Source organism: Desulfoconvexum algidum (genome assembly GCF_055382125.1).
The window spans coordinates 4818631-4840681 of record NZ_AP042394.1 but is presented as its reverse complement, the minus strand read 5'-3'; the positions used below and the strand labels follow the sequence as shown (position 1 = coordinate 4840681).

General features: G+C 46.0%; 22 protein-coding genes and 1 tRNA gene. 6 read left to right on the top strand and 17 right to left on the bottom strand.

All coding sequences use genetic code 11. The annotated features are described in order from the left end of the window. Window positions 1–81: 81 nt before the first annotated feature. Entirely contained in the window at window positions 82–1776 is a 1695-nt protein-coding gene (locus tag ACZ45G_RS22000) for a DUF294 nucleotidyltransferase-like domain-containing protein (protein WP_464172656.1), read from the top strand. 307 nt (window positions 1777–2083) lie between these two features. Here the strand turns inward: ACZ45G_RS22000 and ACZ45G_RS21995 are convergent, their stop codons facing one another. Continuing rightward, window positions 2084–2299 (bottom strand): hypothetical protein, encoded by a 216-nt coding sequence (locus ACZ45G_RS21995; RefSeq protein WP_464172655.1) that lies wholly within the window; start codon window positions 2297–2299, stop codon window positions 2084–2086. 409 nt (window positions 2300–2708) lie between these two features. Beyond that, window positions 2709–3512 (bottom strand): substrate-binding domain-containing protein, encoded by an 804-nt coding sequence (locus tag ACZ45G_RS21990; protein ID WP_464172654.1) that lies wholly within the window; start codon window positions 3510–3512, stop codon window positions 2709–2711. A gap of 529 nt (window positions 3513–4041) precedes the next feature. Here ACZ45G_RS21990 and ACZ45G_RS21985 point away from each other — a divergent pair. Then, window positions 4042–4197, top strand: coding sequence for a hypothetical protein (locus tag ACZ45G_RS21985; protein WP_464172653.1), 156 nt, complete (start codon window positions 4042–4044; stop codon window positions 4195–4197). A 456-nt stretch (window positions 4198–4653) separates the two neighbouring features. On the opposite strand, the gene ACZ45G_RS21980 is transcribed toward ACZ45G_RS21985, so the two are convergent. Together ACZ45G_RS21980 and ACZ45G_RS21975 are read right to left on the bottom strand one after the other, a co-directional pair. Then, complete coding sequence (locus tag ACZ45G_RS21980) at window positions 4654–4944, bottom strand: helix-turn-helix domain-containing protein (protein WP_464172652.1); 291 nt, start codon at window positions 4942–4944, stop codon at window positions 4654–4656. Further along, window positions 4937–5122, bottom strand: coding sequence for a type II toxin-antitoxin system RelE/ParE family toxin (locus ACZ45G_RS21975; protein ID WP_464172651.1), 186 nt, complete (start codon window positions 5120–5122; stop codon window positions 4937–4939). The genes ACZ45G_RS21980 and ACZ45G_RS21975 overlap by 8 nt, the downstream gene beginning before the upstream one ends. 128 nt (window positions 5123–5250) lie before the next feature. On the opposite strand from ACZ45G_RS21975, the gene ACZ45G_RS21970 reads away from it, so the two are divergent. Beyond that, on the top strand, window positions 5251–5487 hold the full coding sequence (locus ACZ45G_RS21970; RefSeq protein ID WP_464172650.1) for a hypothetical protein: 237 nt from the start codon (window positions 5251–5253) through the stop codon (window positions 5485–5487). A gap of 42 nt (window positions 5488–5529) precedes the next feature. Here the strand turns inward: ACZ45G_RS21970 and ACZ45G_RS21965 are convergent. The 7 genes from ACZ45G_RS21965 to ACZ45G_RS21935 form a co-directional block, all read right to left on the bottom strand. Next, a tRNA-Leu gene (locus ACZ45G_RS21965) sits at window positions 5530–5616 on the bottom strand. A 143-nt stretch (window positions 5617–5759) separates the two neighbouring features. Further along, a complete protein-coding gene (gene murI, locus ACZ45G_RS21960) occupies window positions 5760–6536 on the bottom strand; it encodes a glutamate racemase (RefSeq protein WP_464172649.1) in 777 nt (258 codons plus the stop codon). A gap of 32 nt (window positions 6537–6568) precedes the next feature. Further along, window positions 6569–7300, bottom strand: coding sequence for an L-threonylcarbamoyladenylate synthase (locus ACZ45G_RS21955; RefSeq protein WP_464172648.1), 732 nt, complete (start codon window positions 7298–7300; stop codon window positions 6569–6571). Then, window positions 7293–9056 carry a phosphoribosylamine--glycine ligase gene (gene purD / locus ACZ45G_RS21950; RefSeq protein ID WP_464172647.1) on the bottom strand — a complete coding sequence of 588 codons (1764 nt, stop codon included), beginning with the start codon at window positions 9054–9056 and terminating at the stop codon, window positions 7293–7295. The genes ACZ45G_RS21955 and purD overlap by 8 nt, the downstream gene beginning before the upstream one ends. Next, a complete protein-coding gene (locus ACZ45G_RS21945; RefSeq protein ID WP_464172646.1) occupies window positions 9053–10012 on the bottom strand; it encodes a D-alanine--D-alanine ligase family protein in 960 nt (319 codons plus the stop codon). Before ACZ45G_RS21945 ends, purD begins: the two co-directional genes overlap by 4 nt. 16 nt (window positions 10013–10028) lie before the next feature. Beyond that, window positions 10029–10523 (bottom strand): SHOCT domain-containing protein, encoded by a 495-nt coding sequence (locus ACZ45G_RS21940; protein ID WP_464172645.1) that lies wholly within the window; start codon window positions 10521–10523, stop codon window positions 10029–10031. Then, complete coding sequence (locus ACZ45G_RS21935) at window positions 10520–10891, bottom strand: DnaJ family domain-containing protein (RefSeq protein ID WP_464172644.1); 372 nt, start codon at window positions 10889–10891, stop codon at window positions 10520–10522. The genes ACZ45G_RS21940 and ACZ45G_RS21935 overlap by 4 nt, the downstream gene beginning before the upstream one ends. 215 nt (window positions 10892–11106) lie before the next feature. Here ACZ45G_RS21935 and ACZ45G_RS21930 point away from each other — a divergent pair, with 215 nt between their 5' ends. From ACZ45G_RS21930 to ACZ45G_RS21920, 3 genes are all read left to right on the top strand, one after another. Further along, window positions 11107–11706 carry a GerMN domain-containing protein gene (locus ACZ45G_RS21930; RefSeq protein ID WP_464172643.1) on the top strand — a complete coding sequence of 200 codons (600 nt, stop codon included), beginning with the start codon at window positions 11107–11109 and terminating at the stop codon, window positions 11704–11706. Next, on the top strand, window positions 11703–13736 hold the full coding sequence (fusA, locus tag ACZ45G_RS21925) for an elongation factor G (RefSeq protein WP_464172642.1): 2034 nt from the start codon (window positions 11703–11705) through the stop codon (window positions 13734–13736). Before ACZ45G_RS21930 ends, fusA begins: the two co-directional genes overlap by 4 nt. Before the next feature lie 189 nt (window positions 13737–13925). After that, the gene (locus tag ACZ45G_RS21920) at window positions 13926–14435 is read left to right on the top strand and encodes a hypothetical protein (protein WP_464172641.1); all 510 of its coding nucleotides are present in this window, start codon (window positions 13926–13928) and stop codon (window positions 14433–14435) included. Window positions 14436–14541: 106 nt separating this feature from the next. On the opposite strand, the gene ACZ45G_RS21915 is transcribed toward ACZ45G_RS21920, so the two are convergent. The 6 genes from ACZ45G_RS21915 to ACZ45G_RS21890 all read right to left on the bottom strand — a co-directional run bounded on the left by ACZ45G_RS21915 (window position 14542) and on the right by ACZ45G_RS21890 (window position 22042). After that, window positions 14542–16215 carry a Na/Pi cotransporter family protein gene (locus ACZ45G_RS21915; protein WP_464172640.1) on the bottom strand — a complete coding sequence of 558 codons (1674 nt, stop codon included), beginning with the start codon at window positions 16213–16215 and terminating at the stop codon, window positions 14542–14544. 29 nt (window positions 16216–16244) lie between these two features. Then, window positions 16245–17657, bottom strand: coding sequence for a M48 family metalloprotease (locus tag ACZ45G_RS21910; RefSeq protein WP_464172639.1), 1413 nt, complete (start codon window positions 17655–17657; stop codon window positions 16245–16247). A gap of 33 nt (window positions 17658–17690) precedes the next feature. After that, window positions 17691–18224 carry a DUF3334 family protein gene (locus tag ACZ45G_RS21905; protein WP_464172638.1) on the bottom strand — a complete coding sequence of 178 codons (534 nt, stop codon included), beginning with the start codon at window positions 18222–18224 and terminating at the stop codon, window positions 17691–17693. Window positions 18225–18446: 222 nt separating this feature from the next. Continuing rightward, window positions 18447–19376 (bottom strand): ABC transporter permease, encoded by a 930-nt coding sequence (locus ACZ45G_RS21900; protein ID WP_464172637.1) that lies wholly within the window; start codon window positions 19374–19376, stop codon window positions 18447–18449. Between the two features lie 67 nt (window positions 19377–19443). After that, on the bottom strand, window positions 19444–20496 hold the full coding sequence (locus ACZ45G_RS21895) for an ABC transporter permease (protein WP_464172635.1): 1053 nt from the start codon (window positions 20494–20496) through the stop codon (window positions 19444–19446). Further along, window positions 20489–22042 carry an ABC transporter ATP-binding protein gene (locus ACZ45G_RS21890; RefSeq protein WP_464172634.1) on the bottom strand — a complete coding sequence of 518 codons (1554 nt, stop codon included), beginning with the start codon at window positions 22040–22042 and terminating at the stop codon, window positions 20489–20491. The genes ACZ45G_RS21895 and ACZ45G_RS21890 overlap by 8 nt, the downstream gene beginning before the upstream one ends. Window positions 22043–22051 lie beyond the last annotated feature (9 nt).

Below are 22051 nucleotides of genomic sequence, written 5' to 3'. Positions count from 1 at the left end.
TTTTCATCCAGGTTTGCCCACAATAGATCATGATAGAAACGAATCTGTTCGGTACGTTCTTTCATGTAAAGGAGAGATAGTATGGGGATTAGAACACTTATGAGAAAAAGCCTAGTGACAAACTTATTTTTTTCGGATTCCGAGTTCCCAAAAAGGGAGGGCCAGGAATCCGTTCGCACGGATTCGTTATTATATGATATTGCCCGGCAGTGCAGGGAAAATTTGGGAATTATATGTTATATCTATAACATTAACGGCGATCATGGGGGCTATATTCGTTCAGGGCCGGGATTAAAAAATGCATTGTGTTTTATACTGAACCAGCTGAAAAAAAAGACCGGTGAAACAGAATTTTTTATTACACTCAAGATTAAAAGCCAGGTAGTTTTACTTGACATCAGCTGGAGTGGAAAAACGATCTCTTCCGAAGTGGTCCGGCAGTGGGAAAACCTGGTGGTTAATCACGATAGTTTATTCGGCCATCTCTGCTTGGCAGAGATAATGAACTTGTACCAATCAAGTTTTTGGGCTGAGGTTGCCCCGGTAGGGGAAACCGGAACAGCCCATGTAATAGCGTGTATGCCCCGATTAGAACACTCCGTACCGGAACCACGGCGGGAATCGGGATGGGAAGCAGCTCAAATTTTCAGGACGGTTTTGATGCCCCCAGACGTTGCCTCCTATGGTGTCGGACAATCCTGCGGGATCACTGCCGCAACCATAGTTGCCAATATTTATCAAACGAGGACAAGCAAAGAGGTGATGAGAATCTGCCCCCGGCTGCCGGATTTGATCCGAGATAGTCTTGAGGTGGGAGCCTCGGTAACTGAGACCACAGATTTGATCACGGCAGTTTCCGATGCAGTGGTGGAAAAATTTATTTCCCTTGCTATGGTTGAGACTGGGCCTGCACCAACCGATTTTGCCTTTGTCTGCCTGGGCAGTGAAGGTCGATGCGAACAGACCCTGAAAACCGATCAGGACAATGCCATTCTGTTCAATGATCTGGGAAAGGGGGAATCCCTTGTGTCTTTTCAATCCTATTTTTTAAAACTTGGGGAAAGGGTCTGTTCCTGGCTGGACAAGGCTGGATACAACTTTTGCAAAGGCGGAATCATGGCGAATAACCCCAGGTGGTGTCAACCCCTGTCTGTGTGGAAAGATTATTTTTCTTCATGGATCCATACTCCTTGTCCCGAGGATCTCCTCCATGCCTGTGTTTTTTTTGACTTGCGGTTCGTCTACGGCAAGGGCAGCCTGGCTGACAAACTGTCAACTCATCTGTTTAAAGCTTTGTCCGGTTGGCCTGGATTTTTTAGAGACATGGCTGAACATGCGGTTTATTTTTCCCCTCCCATTGATCTGTTTGGCCGGATTCGCGTGAACACCAAGGGGGCGAATAAAAATTGCATTGACCTTAAAACCACGCATTTGCTAATGGTTGATTATGTCCGCATCTATGCCCTTAAACACGGAGTCAGGGAAACCGCCACCCATAGCCGGCTTTGCCAATTATATAAAAAAAAAATTCTGACTTTACAAAAATACCATGCCCTAATAAAAATACATGAATTTATGATAGAATTGCGTTTTAGGGCCCAGATAAAAGGATTCGGGGAGCAAGAAGGACGGCCCAGAAACTGGATTAACCTGGACCATATTTCAATATTTGAACGGCAGAAACTAAGGCAAGCCTTAAAGCAGATTAAATCCCTTCAGGCTCATCTCCAGCTTGAATTTATGGGAACCACATCTCCGCAGGCGGTCTGGTTTTGACCTAAATAAAAGCACACTTTAGGGGGATATGCAGCTAAAATAGCCCCCCCCCCAAAAAAAAGAATAGGTTAATGCTAAATCGCACACGGGATTATCTACGGTCATTTTTTAGTTTAAAATTATCGACATCGGGCCTCTCAAATTTTGTTACCTGTAAATTGACAGGTATTGGCTTTCCCATGTATATGAAAACAAGTTTACAGTATTATATCAAAACGGAAAAACCAATGCTATTAAGGGAATATAGCGTGACCGAGGAAATGGATTTGGCTGCATGATTTCGGATGTAGGCCTACTCACTCTAAAATCAGTTTGAGCTTACGAAAAATTTATAGATCTGAAATATGTACCCAGCCCAGGCAGGAAAATTTTTATTCATCTCGTCGGACACTTCCTTTAATGCCTTGCCCCAGTGGCTGATCGTGGCATTTTCTCCGGCATACCGGGCGGAATATATTACCCGGAGCACCGTCAAGGGCTTCCACACAAACGCTTGAACAGGCAGATGATATTTATTTGCCATCAATCATTTCCCTCAAGGAGTCCACTTACATAGTCTTCGATTGGGAGGTAAACTGTTTAAAAAATGGTTTGGCGTTCTTTGTTCAGATATGACCTGGGATTATGGGGATAGGGAGATTGCGCATGATGAGGATTGAATTGAAATAGAAAAGAGGACTGAATGGATCTGACGCCTGCATATTTTGCAGACTTGTTCGAAAAAGTTAATAATTTCAGGGGGAAGTTTATTTTTGCGCGGGCCAGTGGACAGGCACAACATGTTGTGCCTGTCCACCGCGGGGGGCATATTTCGGGGTTTTATACTTTTCTTGACAAAAAGCATCTTCCTATCATTTTAAACGGGGCATTCCTAAAACAAAAGCCCCCTTTTAGGAGGCTTCCTGAGGCCTCCTCCTGTGCGGGAATAGGATTCACTGAATGGGCAGCATCCCATTGCTCCAGATCATGGCTTGCGCGGTATCGGACTGGATGAAATCCACAAAGGATTTGATGGATCCCTTTGGCTGTCCCTTGGTTACCAGGTAGAAGGTCTGGTAAAGGGGGTATTCTTTATCACTGGGTTTTTTCCCGTCCAAGGTCAGTGTCTTGATGGAATGGTTTCTGATCTGGGCTCCCAGGAAGGAAAACGAGACCGCCCCGGCCGGCAGGGATTCAATGGCCTCAAGTACACGGGAGGGCTGAGAGGTTGTATAATCATATTCGATTTCTTTGTGGTGCATGACTTGGCGGCTGAAAAACTTATGTGCACTGGTATCCCGGTCTGTAACTACAAGCGTGATTGGGATATCAGGCCCGCCCAGTTCCTTCCAATTGGTGATGGCGCCGGAAAAGATTTCCTCAAGCTCAGTTCTGGTGATGTTTTCCACAGTCAGGGACTTGTTGGCAATAATGGCCAGGGGATTTTTGCAGAAGGGGACTTCAATTAATCCGTGGTTTTTGTGGTGTTTGTGGAGGGCCTGTGTGGTGGCAGCGATATCGGTCATATCCTGCATGATCCGGTGGGCACAAGAGTAGGAGGATGCAAGGGCCAGGTCCACGGGGATGCCCGTAACTTTGGTAAAGGCCTCCAATTCTGATTTTTCAAAGGCATCATATACCTGGTGCGAGCAGTTGTACTGAATGGGGGTGGTTTCTGCCATTGCCATGGATACCAGGGACATGATAATAGATACGGCAATTATTGCCATGTTTGTTGAAATGGTTGTTTTTTTCATGTTTTTTCTCCTTTTTTAAATACCTTTGCCCATGCCTTCATAAGTACAGCCAAAGGTTATGAACGGTTTTAGGGTTTTTGGCCATACCCCCCCCCTTTTTTGCAGAACCTAAACCCTGCCCGGTCTTTTAACCGGGTCAACATCAAAAGCAGTCCATCAATAAATTCCTGGGAATTAATACTGATAAAAATGATTTAGCCCACATCCCATACCTCCTTTTCATGGATGTTCCCTATGCAAGTATAAAAAATGATGGATTACAGATAGGTTACAGATAAAATTTTTTTCAGAAAATTTTAAACAGTTACTGCAGAACGCAGTCAAAATCGATATGTCATGCTCAATCCGAAATAATGAGAACGGCTTTTGTATTCAGTGAGCGGGTATTCTCGGGTGTTCTTGTCGGACCAAATTAAGTGTTTGAAATCTCATGGGGCCTTTTCTTTAAGGGGCAATTTTTCTTTGTTGAACCCCCTTGTTTTGTATATACTGGATGGATAATAAAAAAGATGGATTACCCGGAGGAACCATGCGAATTGTAACCAGCCATACCAACACCGATTTTGATGCCCTGGCTTCCATGGTGGCCTGCACCTGTTTGTACCCCGCACCATTGCCATCCATCAGGATTTACTGCGTATACGCCCCCGGAAAGAGCTGGACCTTGAGCTTGTGGATTCCCTGATTGTGGTGGATACCAATAACTGGAAACGCCTGGACCGAATGGAACCCCTTTCCCAGAGAGAAGCGTTGGATATCATTTTCTGGCCCATCTTTTTATAAGTGTTTTGGCTTATCATTTGGTTCATACAATCCGTTATCGGCTAAAGAAAAATGATATTACCAGTAGTTGGTCTGAATTGAGAAGGCAATTAATAGGTCAAAATCGAGTCACAATTTCTATGCAGTGCAAAGATGGTGATGTTGTGCATGTGAGAAAAAGTATCCGTCCTGAACCAAGACAACAGAAGATATATTCCGTTTTGGATATATCTTCTCATCCTGGCAGAACGATTAAGAAAACAATAAACAAATGTAGTGCCATACCAAAGGATTTAAAAAACTAAAATACTGTAATCATGTGACTTATTGATTCAACCTCGAAAAGATGGGTTAAACATCTAATATTATAAGGCACCAATTAAACTGACTCTAAATTAATTTTCAAGCGGCAGCCTACCGCTTTGGAATATTTTTTCAAGGTTTCCACTGATGGAGAATGTCGTTTGCTCCCGCTCCCTGATTCAATTCTTGCCACGGTCGGTGCTTTCGTATTCATAGCTTTGGCAACATCCTCCTGAGTCGTACCGGCCTCTTTCCTTGCTCTGAGTAATTCATCCAGCAAGACGAATTCATCCTCAAGGGAATCATACTCTGCCACAAAAACAGGGTCTTCCTTCCATTTTTCTATCATCTTATCGTGATTAGTCATTTTTGACTTCCTTTAGCCTTTGCCTTGCTATCTCAAGATCTTTCTTGGGCGTCTTTTGGGATTTCTTTATAAACTCATGCAGGATCAGTATCTCGCCTTTCACAATGGTGCAGAAGAACGCCCGGCCGTTACCCTCTTTCCCCCTGGAACGGATCTCAAAAAGACCCAGCCCTGTCAATGGTTATACTGATACCATTGTGTACTGATGAGGTTTTTATGACCCCTATAAGTTGCCAAAAGCGGTAACTTTACACCCAAATCTGCACCTTGTCGGTACCAACTCTCAAGCATAGGGACTGCAAAAGAATGTCGCCAGAAATCCAAACGTTTGGATTTTTTTTTCGTCACACATTCAATACAAATATGAGAAAAGCCGGTGTTGCCGAATCAGTGATAATGGAAATAACTGGTCATGTTACCAGAGAAATGTTTGATAGATATAACACTGTAGACGAAGTCGATATGAAGCAAGGCATTAATGATTTAGATAATTTTTTTAAAAGTGTTGACCAAAACGTTGACCAAGACATCTCAAACAAATAAAGAAGGGTTTAACCGAAAACGGCTAAACCCTTCTTTTAAAGCTGGTACCGGAGGCGAGACTTGAACTCGCAAGGGCTTGCGCCCGGAGGATTTTGAGTCCTCTGCGTCTACCAATTCCACCACTCCGGCATGGAAGTCTTTTTTTAAAGGATAATCTGAGGTTTGTCAATAAAATTATGCGGCCTTGGTGTATTGGCCAAAAGTTGAGAATATCAGGTGCTGGGGTATCCTGGCAAATATGCCATGCAATATCAGTACTATCTGGTTTTGTATTAAATATTGACTTGCTCAAGGATGTAAGGGGTTTTTATTGCGTGGTCGATAAAGGTTTGGGCGATTTTTTTGTCCCCTGATGTATAGAAATGGAACAGGGGATGATGGTTTTCGTTTGAGGCCAGATCAAATTGGGTCAACAGTCTTTTGGTCTGATTTGCAACGGCATCGGCGGGGTCAATGATGGTGATACGATTCTTTGTCACCTGTTTAATCATTTCCATTAAAAAAGGATAATGGGTGCAGCCCAGCACAAGGGTGTCCACCCCTTTGTCCATCATGGGCAACAGGTATTGGGATAGAAGGCACCGGGCGCGATCACTGTTCTGGGTTCTTTGCTCGACCAGCTCGACCAGGCCGTATCCGGGTTGAACAAAAACTTCCAGGCCGGTTGCATATTTTTTAAAGGTTTGTTTGAAACGCCTGCTGTTAAGGGTGTTTTCAGTTGCCAGGATACCGATTCTTTTGGTTTTGCTTTGCAGTGCAGCCGGTTTTAATGCCGGTTCCATGCCGACAAAGGGTATCTTATATTCTGACCTGAAACTGTCTATGGCCACAGCTGTAACGGTGTTGCAGGCAATAACAATCAATTTGCAATCTTGTTCTAGAAGAAACTCAATATTTTTTCTGGACAAAGAAAGGGCATCTTCCTTTGTTTTGGATCCATAGGGACAATTGTGGCTGTCGGCAAAATATTGAATCGATTCATGGGGAAGACGTTTTTTGATTTCCCTGAAAACACAAAGCCCACCGACACCGGAATCAAAGATACCCATGGGACAATTTTCCTTGGGTTTTTCTGGTGGTTTCATGTGAGAGGGGAAAGGGCTTGAAAAATTTTGATGCCGGAAATCATTCCCTGGCGCAGGATGCGGACGGGATCACAGGTCACATCCACGATGGTGGAGCCAATACCCCCCTTGAGATGGCCTGCATCTAAAATCAGATCTGCCCCCCGGACCATGGCTAAAGGAAGCTGGCTGATCCGGCTGCAGGCAGGCTGGCCCGAAAGATTGGCGCTGGTGCCGGTAATGGGTCCCTGGACCTGTTTTACCAGGGCACGGGCCACGGGGTGAACCGGAACCCGGATGCCGATTTTTTGTGTGTGGGCAGTGAGAAGGGGGGATACCCGGTCGGCGGCCTCAAAAATAAGGGTTAAATTACCGGGCCAGAAGGTGTCCATGAGAATCCGGGCCGAATTGGGGATGTTTTTTACAAGGGGGCTCAGATCTTTGGGGGTTTGGATCAGGACAAGGATGGGGTTATTTTTGGGGCGCTGCTTGAGATCGAAGATTTTTTGGACGGCCTTGGGGTCCAGGGCATTGGCTGCCAATCCATAGAGGCATTGGGCCGGAAAGATGACAATCCCCTGGTCGCGGATGATCTTTCCGGCTTCAATGATGGCGGCATGGTCCGGGGGGACAGACTCCAGCGGGTCTTTTGGAGGGTCCACCCGGACGATTTTTGCCTTGTCCGATTTGATTCGGGTTGGTTTGACTCGGCCAGGTTTTATTGGGGCCGGTTCTGTTTTTCTAGGCAAATGATCGGGCCTTTTTTGTCACCTTGTCAGCCATTTCCTGTTTAAATGCAGCCAGTTTTTCCGCCATTGCAGGATCGCTGACACCTATGATCTGGGCGGCAAAAATACCGGCGTTTTGGGCACCTGATTTACCGATGGCCATTGTGGCTACGGGAATGCCCGGGGGCATCTGGACCGTGGCCAACAGGCTGTCCATGCCCTGAAGAGCGGATGAATCAATGGGAACGCCGATGACGGGCAGGGTGGTGTGGGCGGCAATGACACCGGCCAGATGTGCTGCATGTCCGGCACCGCAGATCAAGACGGCAACCCCACGGCTTCTGGCTTCTTTGGCCAGTTGGGCCGCTGCATCCGGGGTTCTGTGGGCCGAGGCAACGGTGACATAATAGGGGATATCAAATTTTTTCAAAATAGACAGGGTTTTTTCCATGACGGGAAAATCTGAATCACTGCCCATGATCACCCCGACCTTGGGGGGGATGGACAGGCGTTTCAGGGCCTTGGCCCCGATGTCTCGTCTGTAAAAATGGTCTTTGAAGGAAATCTTTGCACATGCCTCATAGGCGGTATTAATGGCCTCTTCCACGGTGTCCCCCAGGGAGGTAACGCCCAGGACCCGGCCGCCGGCAGAAACAACGGTATTTCCCTCAAGGCCGGTGCCTGCATGGAACACCACGGTATTTTTAACCGCATTGGCTTGTTCTATTCCCAGGATTTCATGGCCTGTTTCATAGGAACCGGGGTATCCCCCCGAAGAGATGACCACGCACATGGCGGCCCTTGGATCAATTTTAGTGGTATGGTTGTGCAGGGTGCCGTCACAGCAGGCTTCCATCAGGGGGACCAAATCGTTTTCAAGGCGCATTAAAATGGGCTGGGTCTCGGGATCTCCCAGGCGGGTATTGAACTCGAGCACCTTGATCTGATCCTTGTCCACCATGAGGCCGGCATAGAGAACCCCTTTAAAGGGGGTGCCTTCCTTGGCCATCCCCTGGATGGTGGGGATCATGACTTCCCGCATGGCTTTTTCTCTGAGCAGGTGATCCAGGACAGGGGCCGGGGAATAGGCGCCCATGCCGCCGGTGTTGGGGCCTTCATCATTGTCAAACACCCGTTTGTGGTCCTGGGATTCGGGCAGGAGCAATACGGTCTTGCCATCGGAGAGGGCGATAAACGAGGCTTCTTCTCCTTTCATGCATTCTTCCACCACCACAATGGCACCGGCCTCCCCAAATATATTTTGGGTCAGCATGTCGTCAATGGATTGATAGGCCTCGTCCAGGGTGGCACAGATGATGACCCCCTTGCCGGCGGCCAGTCCGTCGGCCTTGACCACGCAGGGGGCGCCCATGGCCTTGGCATAGACCTTGGCCTTGGCTGCATCGGTGAATGCTTTGCCCATGGCACAGGGAATATTGTACTTGCGCATGTGATTTTTTGAAAAGATTTTGGATCCTTCTAGCTGGGCTGCGGCCTTGCTGGGGCCAAAGGCCACAAGACCCAAGGCTTCAAATACATCCACAATCCCTTTTACCAGGGGACCTTCAGGACCGACCACGGTGAGATCGATCTGATTCTCCTTGGCAAAGGCAGCCAATGCGTCAATATCCTCGGCATTGATGGGGACGTTTTGGGCCAGGTCGTGGGTACCGGCATTGCCCGGGGCGCAATAGATTTTTTCAACCAGGGGACTTTTGGATATTTTCCACACCAATGTGTGTTCTCTACCGCCGCTGCCTATGACGAGGATTTTCATCTTGCTCTCCTTAAATTTGTTCGTTTGTTTTCTTCAATGGCCAATTGGATTAATTTGTCCAGCAATGCTGAAAAGGAATACCCGCCTACCTGTGCCGACTGGGGAAAGAGGCTGGTGGCGGTCATGCCCGGAATGGTATTGGTTTCAAGGACGGACAGTTCGCCATTTCTTAAGATCATGTCGGTCCGGGAGTATCCTTTTAGAAACAGGGCTTTATGGGCCAGGATGGCAAGTGTCTGAACCCTTAAGCGGGTGGGTTCATCTATGCGGGCCGGACAGATTTCCTGGGTTTCTCCTGCCACGTATTTGGCCGTATAGTTAAAGAATTCATGGGAATCCCCTGGTATGATTTCAATGACCGGCAAGGCTTGCAGGTCATCATTGCCCAATACCCCGCAGGTCAGTTCCACTCCTTTGACATAGGTTTCAAAAATCAGGGTGTCATCATGTTCAAACCCCAATTTGATGGCGGGTTCAAAATCTTGTTGACTCTTTACAATGGTCATACCCACACTGGATCCAGCGCAGGCAGGCTTTACCACCAGGGGAAGGCCCAGGCTTTTGATTACCTCGGGAATGTTGATCTTGTCCTTTATATAAAAGGAAAGATAGGGCGGTGTCGGGACCTTTGCGCCGTCATAGAGGCGTTTTGCCACAAGTTTGTTCATGGCAGCGGCAGAGCCCAGGACGCCTGCCCCCTGGTAGGGGATGTCCAAAAGATCCAAAAGCCCCTGGACCGTGCCATCCTCTCCAAAGGGGCCGTGGAGAATGATCAGGGCTGCATCCAGGATGGGGGCATCCATGACAAGTTTGGGCAGATCGGTTTTAGGATCATACCGGGTGATCTCGTAGCGGGTTTTGTCAAGGGCCTCAAATACCTGGGTGCCGCTGTTCAAGGAGACCTCTCTTTCCGAAGAGACGCCGCCGGATAAAAGGGCCAGTCTGATTTTTTTCATCTTACGCTCCTTAACCTTATCCCTGGATAATATTTTGTCTTGCGGTTTCAAATTCTTCTTTGCTGATCAATTCTTTGGCATAAAGCGTATTCAATTCCAGCATTTTGCGTTCTGCCTTGTCCGCTGAATTCTCAATGAGGTGGGTATCGGAAACGCGGTGACCTGAATCGTGATCAAGGAGCAGGTTGTTATTTTCCTTGGCCTTTATCTTAAAAGAGGCCAGGCCTCCCAGCAGTTTGACTTCAACGGTTCTGTCCTGGAATTCAGGGGCGGACAATACGGTTCGAAGATCCGTGGAGTTCTCCCGTATTCTTCGGTAGATGATCCAGGCAACTAACAGCACCAGGATGGCAAGACCGGCCATTATATAGGGCAGATAATGGTATACGCCCTTGAAAAGGACCACTGACATGCCGACGCCTGCCAATAGAAATACGTGCAACAGCAAAATAAAATAAGCTGTAAAAATACTTTTAAAGAGTCCCTCTTTGTCTGCTTTTGGAATTTTCATGATAATCTTTTTATTATATTTTCCCTGTATTCATCGGTGAGCAACGGAAAAGAATGTGATTCTCCCCTGGTTGTGCTCAGTTTTGTTAAAAGATAGTTGAGCTTTTTTTGAACCTTTGACCTTTCCTTGGAATCGTATTCGGTTTCCCCAAGCAATTGTTCTAGCTTGGTTATCTTTTTTCTTAGTTCGACTTCCGGGGGCAGAAAACCAGCATTTTTAAGGATTTTATGGGCAAGCCGCAACTCTTCTGGGACATGCTGGTCTTCGAAGGCAAGGGGTTTTCCCTGGCCCTCAAGATTGTCAAAGATCCCATCTTTTTGGGCCTTTTTTATTCTTTGTTCCACAAGTGCTTCAAACCCGGGGATCATAATACCTCTGGTTGCTCCTGGTTGAAAATAGTTGAAAAAGTTCAGTTAAAAAAATATTTGGTTCTAATATTACTTTTATAAGACAAATATTATTTTGATTTTGACCGTTGATTTTATTAAACCTGCCCCTGTTTTGCAAGCTATTTTCTTGACACACCAGAGGTGATGCTGTATTAATTTCCATCTAAATTAATGGAGTTATGGACCGTGTGCCCATGAAATTTAAAAGAAATCGACTTGTTTTTTTTGTTCTGCTGGGGTGTCTGACCATTTGTGGCCCTGGCGCCGGGGCAAACCAGGACACGATCGTCCAGAGCGATCTGGGTCCGGATAACTTTAAATCGGATGATTTGAAATCAGATAGCTTGAACCATGAAATTATAGATACCAGGCTGTTTGACGGGTTTTTGTATTTTGCTGATCCGGGAAAAGGGGTGTTAACGGCTTTGCCCAAACAATTTCCTTCAAATTTGAACGCCCATGAATTGGGACAAGATATCCTTGGGGCATTGATGGCAGGGCCTCCTAATTCGGATCTGGCGTCCACTTTTCCAACAGATACAAAGCTGATTGCCCTTTTTATCTCCGAGGAGGGAAGGGCTTGGGTGGACTTGGGGATAGGGGACGGGCGTTTGAAAAACATGGACACCGTTTCAGAGCTATTGGCCATTTATTCAATCGTGAACTCCCTGGCATTGAACATTCCCGGGGTGAAACAGGTGAAACTACTTGTGAATGGATCTGATGTGGCAACCCTCGGGGGACACGTCAGTCTTAAATATTTTTATAAACCAAATATGTTGATTGTAAAATGAGCAAACAAAAAAAGATCTCAAATATTAGAAATATCGGAATCATGGCCCATATTGATGCGGGCAAGACCACTGTAACCGAAAGAATCCTGTTTTATACGGGTAAATCTTACAAAATAGGTGAGGTTCATGACGGTGAGGCCGTTATGGATTGGATGCAGGATGAACAGGACAGAGGGATTACCATTACCTCTGCTGTGACCACCTGTGAATGGCATCAGTCCGTAATCCAGATCATCGATACCCCGGGGCATGTGGATTTTACCGTGGAAGTGGAACGGGCGCTGCGGGTATTGGATGGTGCCATCGGTGTTTTCTGTGCAGTTGGCGGGGTGGAGCCCCAGTCTGAAACCGTATGGCGACAGGCAGACCGTTATTCCGTGCCCAGGATGGCCTTTATCAATAAAATGGACCGAACCGGGGCTGATTTTTTTGCAGCGGTTGATTCCATGATTGAAAAACTGGGTGCCAACCCCGTGGTGATTCAGCTGCCCATGGGGGCGGAGGATCGGTTTCGGGGGGTTATTGACCTTGTTGATATGCAGCAGATCTGCTGGGATGATGAAAGCCTGGGGGCTGAATTTACCATCTCTGATATTGATCCTGAATTTGAAGAGTTGGCACAAGAATACCGGGAGAAACTGCTGGAAGCCATTTCTGAGCAGGATGATGATATCATGGAATTATACCTGGGGGAGCAAGAGGTCAGCCGTCAGGATCTGGTAACGGCCATCCGGAAGGCGACCATTAAAAGATTGATTGTGCCGGTGCTCTGCGGCAGTGCTTTGAAGAATAAAGGGATTCAGCCCCTGCTCAATGCGGTTGAATTGTTTTTGCCAAGCCCCAAGGATGTTCCGCCCATAAAGGGAATTCATCCCGAGACAGGGGAGGAATTGATATTTTTACCTGAAAAGAATGCCCCCCTGGCCGCCCTGATTTTCAAGGTATCCATGATTGAGGGCAGAAAACTTTCCTTTGCCAGAATTTATTCAGGGAAACTTGAATCCGGATCCGAGGTGTTTAATCCGCTTCTAAACAAAAGTGAAAAATTATCCCGGCTGCTCAGGATGCATGCCAATAAAAGAGAACGCATTGATCAGGCTTCGGCCGGAGATATCATTGGTATTGTCGGGCTCAAGGAATCGGGTACCGGCGATACCCTGTGTTCCCAGAAGTTTCCTGTTTTCCTTGAAAAAATGGAATATGAGGCACCGGTTATTTCCATTGCCATTGAGCCCAAGACCCATTCAGATCAGGAAAAAATAGACAGTGTACTGGAAAAATTTACCATTGAAGATCCCACCCTTAAGGTGAGCCGGGATGAAGAAACCGGCCAGACCATTCTTTCGGGCATGGGGGAACTTCATCTTGAAATCATTATTTCCCGGATGCTCAAGGAATTTAACACCAAGGTCAACGTGGGCAGTCCCCAGGTGGTTTACCGGGAAGTGATCACCGCTCCTGCAAAGGGAGAGGCTGTTTTTGAACGGGAGATTACCGGAAAAGCGCATTATGCCAAGGTGGCCATCCGTCTGCTGCCTTTGGAAAGGGGCGAAGGGGTTACCTTTACTTCCAATGTCACACCAGAACAGATACCCGAACAATATGTGGCGGCCATTGAAACCGGCATTCGGGAAAGTCTTGAAGGCGGATTCTTAAAGGGGTATCCCCTGGTGGATGTGGGGATTGTGCTGGAGGATGGTGGCTTTGAAGAGGGTAGAAGTTCGGAACTATCTTTTTCCGTGTGTGCATCAATGGCCTGTAAAAATGCTTTGAATATTGCGGCTCTGGCACTTTTGGAACCCATCATGTCAGTGGAAGTCTTTGTGCCGGACAATTACATGGGAGATGTCATCTCCGATTTGAACGGCCGTGGTGGTAAAGTAGAATCCATCAATCCCAAGGCAGGTATCCAGGTGATTAAAGCCGTGGTTCCCCTGTCGAAAATGTTTGGATATTCCACGGCAATTCGGTCTGCCACCCAGGGCAGGGGGACCTTTACCATGCAGTTTTCAGCCTTTGATAAAGTTTGATTTGGGGTTGCGTTATAGCGCATCACCTTTCCAATCTGGAAACCCGATGATACGGGTGGTTTTTTTATTATGAAAAATAGATGTCTAATTCTTGTTTGTTTGATTCTGCTGATAAACATTTTCGGTAGTTCACAACTCTTTGCGTCCGATGAAATTAGTATTGCCATTCCCCATAATGTGATCACCAATATGATTGAAGCCGCCCTACCATTGAACCTTGAACGAGGGCCATATGTAAAAGGTGAAGTATGGATTCATGCCATTGATAACCTCAAAATTGGCTCTAATAAAGTGACCTTTGACCTTGATATCCGTGGTAAAAACATTAAACTTGAAACGCATTTGGGCAATCAGGTCCTGTTGATGGATATCGGAAACTTCAATACTGCTTTTAGCTGCAACGCTTCTCTGCGGTATGATGCAGGCAAACGATTGCTGTATATTACTCCCCATATTTTGCAAAAACCCAATAAAAATAAAGTGAATAAAATAGCGGACAACTTGTTAAAAGCGCTATTACTTATCAACGGCGTGGATTACCCAGTTGAAATTCCAAAGATTCAGCCCCTTACTACCCAAATCAGCAGTGAGCAATTTCGCATTGACCTGGATATTGCCAATATTTATACTGAAAATGATAGGGTATTTATCAGTGGTCAACCCCAGTTTAAAAAAATAACGCCGTCTTCCCCAGAATAATCTGTTCAGAATAATCTGTTCAGAATAATCTATTTAAAAATTTACAGCTTTTTTATCCTTAATCAATCAATTGTTTTTGTGCACGTGTGCACTTGTGAACAGGGCATCAGGGTTCAAGCGTTTTGTCAAAGGCAATGGCTTTTTCTTGTGACAGCAGCACGTCCTTCATGCTGAAGATGAGCATTCTGCAGGACTGGGTAAAAAGGCGGTTTACCAGAAACAGCGTGGACAGATCAAGGTGTTCCTCCGTGTTCTCCGATGAGGTCTGGACAATTTTGCGGATAAATAATTTATCCGCAAGCTCGATATTTACAAATGATTTAACAATCGTGGTGTACTGCAATTGCTCGTCGTTTAATGAAAGGATCTCATTGATCTCATGGTACAAGATAACCAGCCGTTTCCTGAACCGGCCATACTGGCTGTTTAAAAATGCGGAGTCAGATGATTCAAACTCATCAAAATCAGGTCGGATACCCTTGAAGTTTTTTGCTGAGTTCATGATATTTCTGGATGCAAGAATTGCCCTTTCCAGGTCCTGGGCGACGGCCTTATCCAGTTTCTGGGTCTGAATAAGAGAATAGTAGGCAATAATGCACGAATGCAGTTCCTTTATGTTATTGTAAAAATCTTCATTTGAAATCTGTTTTTTTTTGCCTGTTTCAAAGGGCAGTGGTTTTTCAAAAACAAGGGTCTTGTCAATATGAAGGGATCTTAAGGTATATAGCTGGCATTCCTGCAACAGGTGAATAATTTCATTTTTCAGGGCGATAACAGCCGATTCAACCTCTTCTGCCGGGGTGTTGGGGATATGAACACACAACTGTGCCTTTCGCTCGGGAAACAGTCTAATAAGAAATCCTGTCATCACCTTGACCATCGGCAGAAAGATAATTACGCCGGTGATGTTAAAAATAGTATGAAACAATGCCAGTCCCACAGGGCCATTGACGGTGACATCAATAAATATTTTTACGATCATCACTATTACCGGCAATGCAGCAAAGGCAAAGACACCGGTCACAAGATTGAACGCCAGGTGGCTGCCGGCAACTCGTTTTTTAGGTGGGGAGCCGCCGATGGCGCCCAGAAGAACGGTGGCGGTTGTACCAACATTGGCACCGATAACCATGGCCGCTGCCATTTCAAATGTCATCAACTGGCTGTTTAACGCGGCAAGCGTGATGGCGATGGTTGCTGCACTTGCCTGCATAAGTGCTGTGATAACGGTTCCAATAATCAGGCACATCCACAGGGCCATATCCTGAAATTGTCCTGGATTAAAATTTTGTGCGAAGTTCTCCACACTGGTTTTCATGTAATCCAGACCCAGGAACAAGAAACCAAAACCAATCATCAACCGGTTGATGTGATAAAACCGGGTTCCCGGTTTAAATAAAATCAATCCGGCAGCCCCCACACCGATAAAGGGAAGGGCAAATGTTTCTATCTTGATTTTAAATCCCAGGGTGGCCACAATCCATGCCGTAAGGGTTGTACCGATATTGGAACCGAGGATCACACCAATGGCATTTTCCATGTTCATAATACCGGCACCTACAAAGGCAAGAACCATAAGGGATACAGCGGAACTACTCTGCAACAGTGCGGTGACCAATGTCCCGTTTGCAATGGCTTTTAACCGGGTATTGGTATAATCACGGATGATTCGTCGAAATGCCTTGCCGGATAGATCCTTAACTGAATTTTCAAGCAACTGCATACCAAACAGGAAAATCCCCAGTCCTGCCAGTAACTTCCAATAATCAAATTCAAACATGGAGACTCACAAACATAAGGGTTCTTGGATTACCTCTTGGCTTTGAGCTGGCCTGAAATCTGGTCAAGACGTTTTTTGGCATCTTCCTTTGTTTTAGGGTCTTCCAGACTATCAATTGCTCGCTTCAGCTGAAGGACAGCGTTTTTTAAATCCATGGATTCTGAATAGTAGACCCCCAGGTAATAGTGGGACATGGGGTCGTTTTTCTCCTGGGACATGATATCGGCCAGGTGATAATAAGCACGGGGAAAGGCCTCTGGCCGTTCATCCAGCACCTGTTTTAAATTCTTTTCAGCAGAAAGGGTCTCTCCGGATTCAAGCTGGGCAATGGCAAGATAATACCTGGCCCAAAGCCCCATGATGGGGTCTTCTTTGACTCCCTGGAGGACACTTATGGCAGTCTCTAATTTTCCGTCATCAATATAGATTCGGCCAAGTTCCATCAGGATCATGGGTTCAAATAAGCGAATGGACAAGGCTTTTTTCAGGTAGGAGATGGCCAGATCCCGCTGATTTTTTCTGGCGTATAACAGCCCCATTCCATAAAGGAGGGCCGGGTTTTCGGGTTCGCTTTGTAATTGGGTTGCCACTCGGTTGAAACTTGTGTCAAGGTTTCCATAAAGTCCCATCAGCCGATATTTAACCATGCTGAAATCAAAGGTTTTAGGGGGTGTCTTTATTTTTTTGGCCGGGGTGTAATTTTCCAGGATTCCGGCAAGATGGATAATTCGGTTTCCCGTGCCCGGATGGGTTTTGAAATAATCCGGAACGCCTTCCATTCCGTGATAATCGGCGGCTCGCATTTTGGTAAGGCCGGACAGGAGACCTTGGGGAGAATAGCCGGTTTCTTTTAAAAACATGAAGGCATTCTGGTCTGCTTCGGTTTCATTTTCCCTGGTAAAGGCAAGCATGGCCGATTGACCGGCTGCGGCGGAGCCCATGGTTAATGCCGAGGCAGCCTCTCCTCCTCCCCCGGCTGCTCCCACGAGGATTCCCGCCAGCATGCCGGCCATGCTGCCGTAATTCACCCATTTGGACCGGTCAATGGATTGGGAAACATGCCGGTTTACGGCATGCCCCATTTCATGGGCCATGATCCCGGCAAGCTCGTCAATGGTATCCAATGCAAAGAGCAGTCCCTTATAAATGAAAATATTGGCGGCCGGGCTGGCAAAGGCATTAAAGGAATCATCATTGACCAAATAAAAGGTAAAGTCAAAGGGTTGGAAGGGAAGGCCCGACAGGATATGGTAGCCCACGGTGTTGATCATGTGCATGGCAATAGGGTCATGGAGAATAACCCGCTGTGATTTCATCATTTCCATGAATTCTTTGCTGAGTTTTTGTTCTTCCAGAATGGAAATGGCAGAAACCGGAGCACAGGTTGAGCAAATGAAAATGAGGATGAAACAGCCGAATAAAAAACGTTTGGCAAATTTCATGTTTATATCCTATACGCCTTTAAATTAAGGGAATTAGATCTGGATAAATTCTGTATGTTCCATGGCAATTTCAATGCGGAAACTATAGTTGCCAATTTTAAAGGAAAGCCGTCTGTTTTCTGCATATTCTGCATCAATGACAAGGGTGATGGCTGAGTTCAGGGTCAGGGCCTTGGGCTGACCAAACACGGCATTCAGTTCAAAGGCTTCTCCCACTTCTTTGACAACCTGGCCCATGATCTGATTGGTGATTTCTCCGATGCTGTCGGTGACTTCCGCAGAGGAGAGGCCTGTCGCCAGTTCAGTTTCAGGCATTCCCATGGTCAGCATATATTTTTCATAGATTTCATAGGCGGCATCGGCTGAAAAATTCATGATAACAAGCCCGATATAGTCCCCGTCAAACTGAACAAAGCAGGTCAGATCCGGTTTCATGGAAACCCTGGGGACCTTCTGGATGGTGGTTGAATAGGTGACCGCTTGCTTGGTGTTTGTTTCAAGTGTCTTCTGGGCAGTCCTAAGGAATATTTTGGATATTTCGTCAATGGACAGGATTGGTTTTGACATGACGGCTCCTTTTTGTTTCAAATGGTATGTTTATAAGTATCAAGAAAATCAGGGCAAAAGTCAAAGGGTTTTATTATCTTTCCCCCCGTTTGTAAGGGGCGGACAGCATGGACAGGAAATTGGGTGAAATGGACAGATGGGATCCGGCCAGGGCTGAAAATCCTTCACCAATAATGACAGTAAATTCCTAGTTCCGAACACCGGTGAAACCGTCAATTCATTTTATCGTTCCTCACGGAAGTATGGGTTTCCAAGTTCGGCAGGAGGTGCATTTTCTTTGGAATCTCTGATTGAGACGAGAACCAGAACTAGGGTCGTGAACACATAGGGAAGCATATCAATGATATATTGGGAAAAATTAATGTCAAACTTTTGAAGTCTGAAGCCAATAATATCAAGTCCGCCAAAAAGAAAAGCCGCATAAATTGCCCGATAGGGGTTCCACTTGGAAAAGATAACAAGGGCAATCGCAATCCAGCCCCTTCCTGCAGAAACATTTTCCTGCCAAGAGGGGATATAAACCAGTGAGAGATATGCCCCGCCGAGTCCACAGAAGGCTCCCCCTGCAAGCGTATGGATATATTGGTATAGGGAGACAGATATCCCGGCAGCATCTGCAGCAGCGGTATTTTCCCCCACGGCCAGAAGGTTCAGGCCCATCCTTGTCCTGTAAAGGTAGACCCCAGTCAGTATGGCAAGGACATATCCAATATAAACAAAAATTCCCTGCCTGAAAAAAATTTCCCCGATAAATGGTATGTTCCCCAAAATCGGTAGGGGGGTCTCGACAAAGAATTTTTTCATTGGGTCGGCAATGACTTTACCCATGAGATTCTGGCCCAGAAAACTTGAAAACCCGGTTCCAAATATGGTCAGAGATAATCCAGCCACAACCTGGTTTGCCCTTAGGGTAATCGTCAAAAAAGCAAAAATTGAAGCACCAAAGGCCCCTGACAGCATGGCAGCAAAAATTGACAGGTAGGGATTACCGGTAGCCAGTCCCACTTTAAAACCGATCACGGCTCCCATGAGCATCATGCCTTCAACTCCCAGGTTCAGTTTGCCTGACTTTTCGGTGATGATCTCTCCGAGGATTGCAAATAAAAGAGGGGTGCCTGCAACAACAGCTGCTGTTAAAAAAAGAGTTAACATACCTATTTCCAGTTTAAATAAACGTCATGGTTAAAAGCCTCTATCATGGATATGCACAATTACCTGTTCAGGCATCCTTTCTAAAAATCAGCTGGTACCGAATAAAAAATTCACTCCCAAGGACAAAGAAGAGTATCATACCCTGGAGGATTTCAGCTGCGGAATTGGGAATCTGATAGGCCAGTTGAATAAAAGATCCTCCCTGGACCATGGCGGCAAACAGAAAAGATACGCCGATGATGATCGGCGCAGACAACCCGGACAGCCAGGCCGTTATAATGGCGGTATAGCCGACACCTCCGCTGAGCTCCACAGACAGGGTTCTGCTGACAGCCGAGGCCTCAATCATTCCTGCAATACCACAGATTCCGCCACTGACGATCATGGTGGTCAAAATGATTTTGCCCACATTCATACCCGCGTATCTTGCCGTATTTTCACTTTCCCCAATAACCGCTATCTCGTACCCCCGCTTTGTGTGGTTGATAAAGAACCAGACCACCACAACGATTATCAGGGCAATGACCCAGCCCATATGAATTCCCCAAATTTTTGGAAGAACGGCATTCACACTAAAATTTGGAATTTTCGGAAACCCCATGGCATTGGGGTCTTTCCAGGGCCCATACTGAAGATAGGTAATCCACTTGAGGGCAATATAATTCATCATCAAAGTAAAAATGGTTTCGTTTGTATTAAACCTGGCCCTGAAAAAAGCCGGTATCAAAGCCCAAAAGCCTCCTCCAATAAATCCGGCCAGAAACATCATGGGCAATAATAAAAAACTGTTTAGGCCGCTAAACGTCAGCGCCACCCAGCTTGCCAGAAAAGCGCCCATTATGATCTGACCTTCGGCACCAATATTCCAGAATTTCATCTTAAAGGCCACCGCAATCCCCAGTGAGGTGATTATCAATGGAATGGATTTGATGATGGTTTCAATAATTCTGTATTTCGTTCCAAAAGCTCCCTTAACAATGGAAATATAGACATCAATGGGGTTGTGGTCCATGATCAGAATAAACAGCGCAGATGTCAGCAGTGCCAGAACCACGGCAATGATTCTGATTGAGATGGCTTTTTTTTTGGAACAATGTCCCCTGTTAACCATTCTAATCATGCAAGACCCCTTCTCCGGTAAATTCAGTTTTTTGAAGATCATCAAAGGATTTGCCGGCCATCATGAATCCAATTTCCTCCCTGGTAACCCTGTCCGCCTTTACAGTTCCTGTTATCTTTCCATTGCACAATACAATAATCCTGTCACACAGTTCCATGAGTACATCCAGATCTTCACCCACATATAAAATTCCCACACCCTTCTGTTTCTGCTCATTGATAAGATCATATATAAGATGGGAAGAGCTGATATCAAGGCCTCTGGTGGGGTAAGCCGTTATAAGGATCCTGGGGTTTGAATCAATCTCTCTTCCAAGGAGGACTTTTTGGATATTGCCACCGGAAAGCAGCTTTACCGGATGTTTAATCCCCGGGGTATAAATATTTAATTTCTCAACCATTCTGGTTGCCTTTAAAGCAGCTGGTTTTCTGTTCAGAAAAAAACTTCTCTGCTTATAATAGTCCCTTAAAATGGTATTGTTGACGATATCCATGGAAGAAACAAGCCCCATGCCAAGTCTGTCTTCGGGGATAAAACTCATGCTGATCCCTTTTTTAAGAATCTGGCGGCAGGTTCTGCCAAGAATATTCTCATCCTTATAGACAATTTTCCCTGCAATATCGGGCTGAAGTCCCACAATGGCCTCGCATAGTTCCTTTTGGCCGCTGCCGGCAACACCGGCCACCCCGAGGATCTCTCCTGAATTTAATGTAAAGGATATCTCTTTTATCTTTGCCACCTTCTCATTATCAAAGACAGAGAGGTTTTCTACCGACATGAGTTTTCGGATCTCACCCCCGGGAACCCTGGCGATGGAAAGATTGACAGCTTTGCCCACCATTAAATCAGTGAGACGCCTGGGAGAGGTCTCTGAGGTCTTTACCGAGCCCACATTCTCCCCTTTGCGCATGACAGACACCCAGTCACTTATGGCCATGACCTCGTTAAGTTTGTGAGTAATGATAATGATGGCGCAGTTCTCTTCTTTCATTTTCCGAAGAATATCAAAAAGCCTTTCAACCTCCTGGGGAGTTAGAACTGCAGTGGGTTCGTCTAAAATCAATATATCCGCCCCCCTGAACAGAACCTTTAAAATTTCAACATTTTGTTTTTCGCCCACGGACATATTGTAAATTTTTTTATCTGGCTCCACATTCAACCCGAACCGGTCACTTATTTTCCTGATTTTCTCCGCAAGTTTTATCCGATTTATAAAAAAAGGGATATCCTGACCCAGAATAATATTCTCAGCAGCGGTCATCACATCAACTAGCTTAAAATGCTGATGAATCATCCCTATTTTAACTTTTATGGCATCCTTTGGAGAGTTAAAATTAACTTCCTCCCCTTTAACAAGGATCGCTCCCTTGTCAGGTCTGTAAATACCAGACAGCATATTCATAAGCGTTGATTTGCCGGCCCCGTTCTCACCCAGAAGCGCATAGATTTCCCCTTTTTTAACCTTAAAGGAGACATCTTTATTGGCCACAACAGTACCAAAGGTCTTTGTAACTTCAGCCATCTTAACAAAGGTATCAGAACCCATTGAAAATTT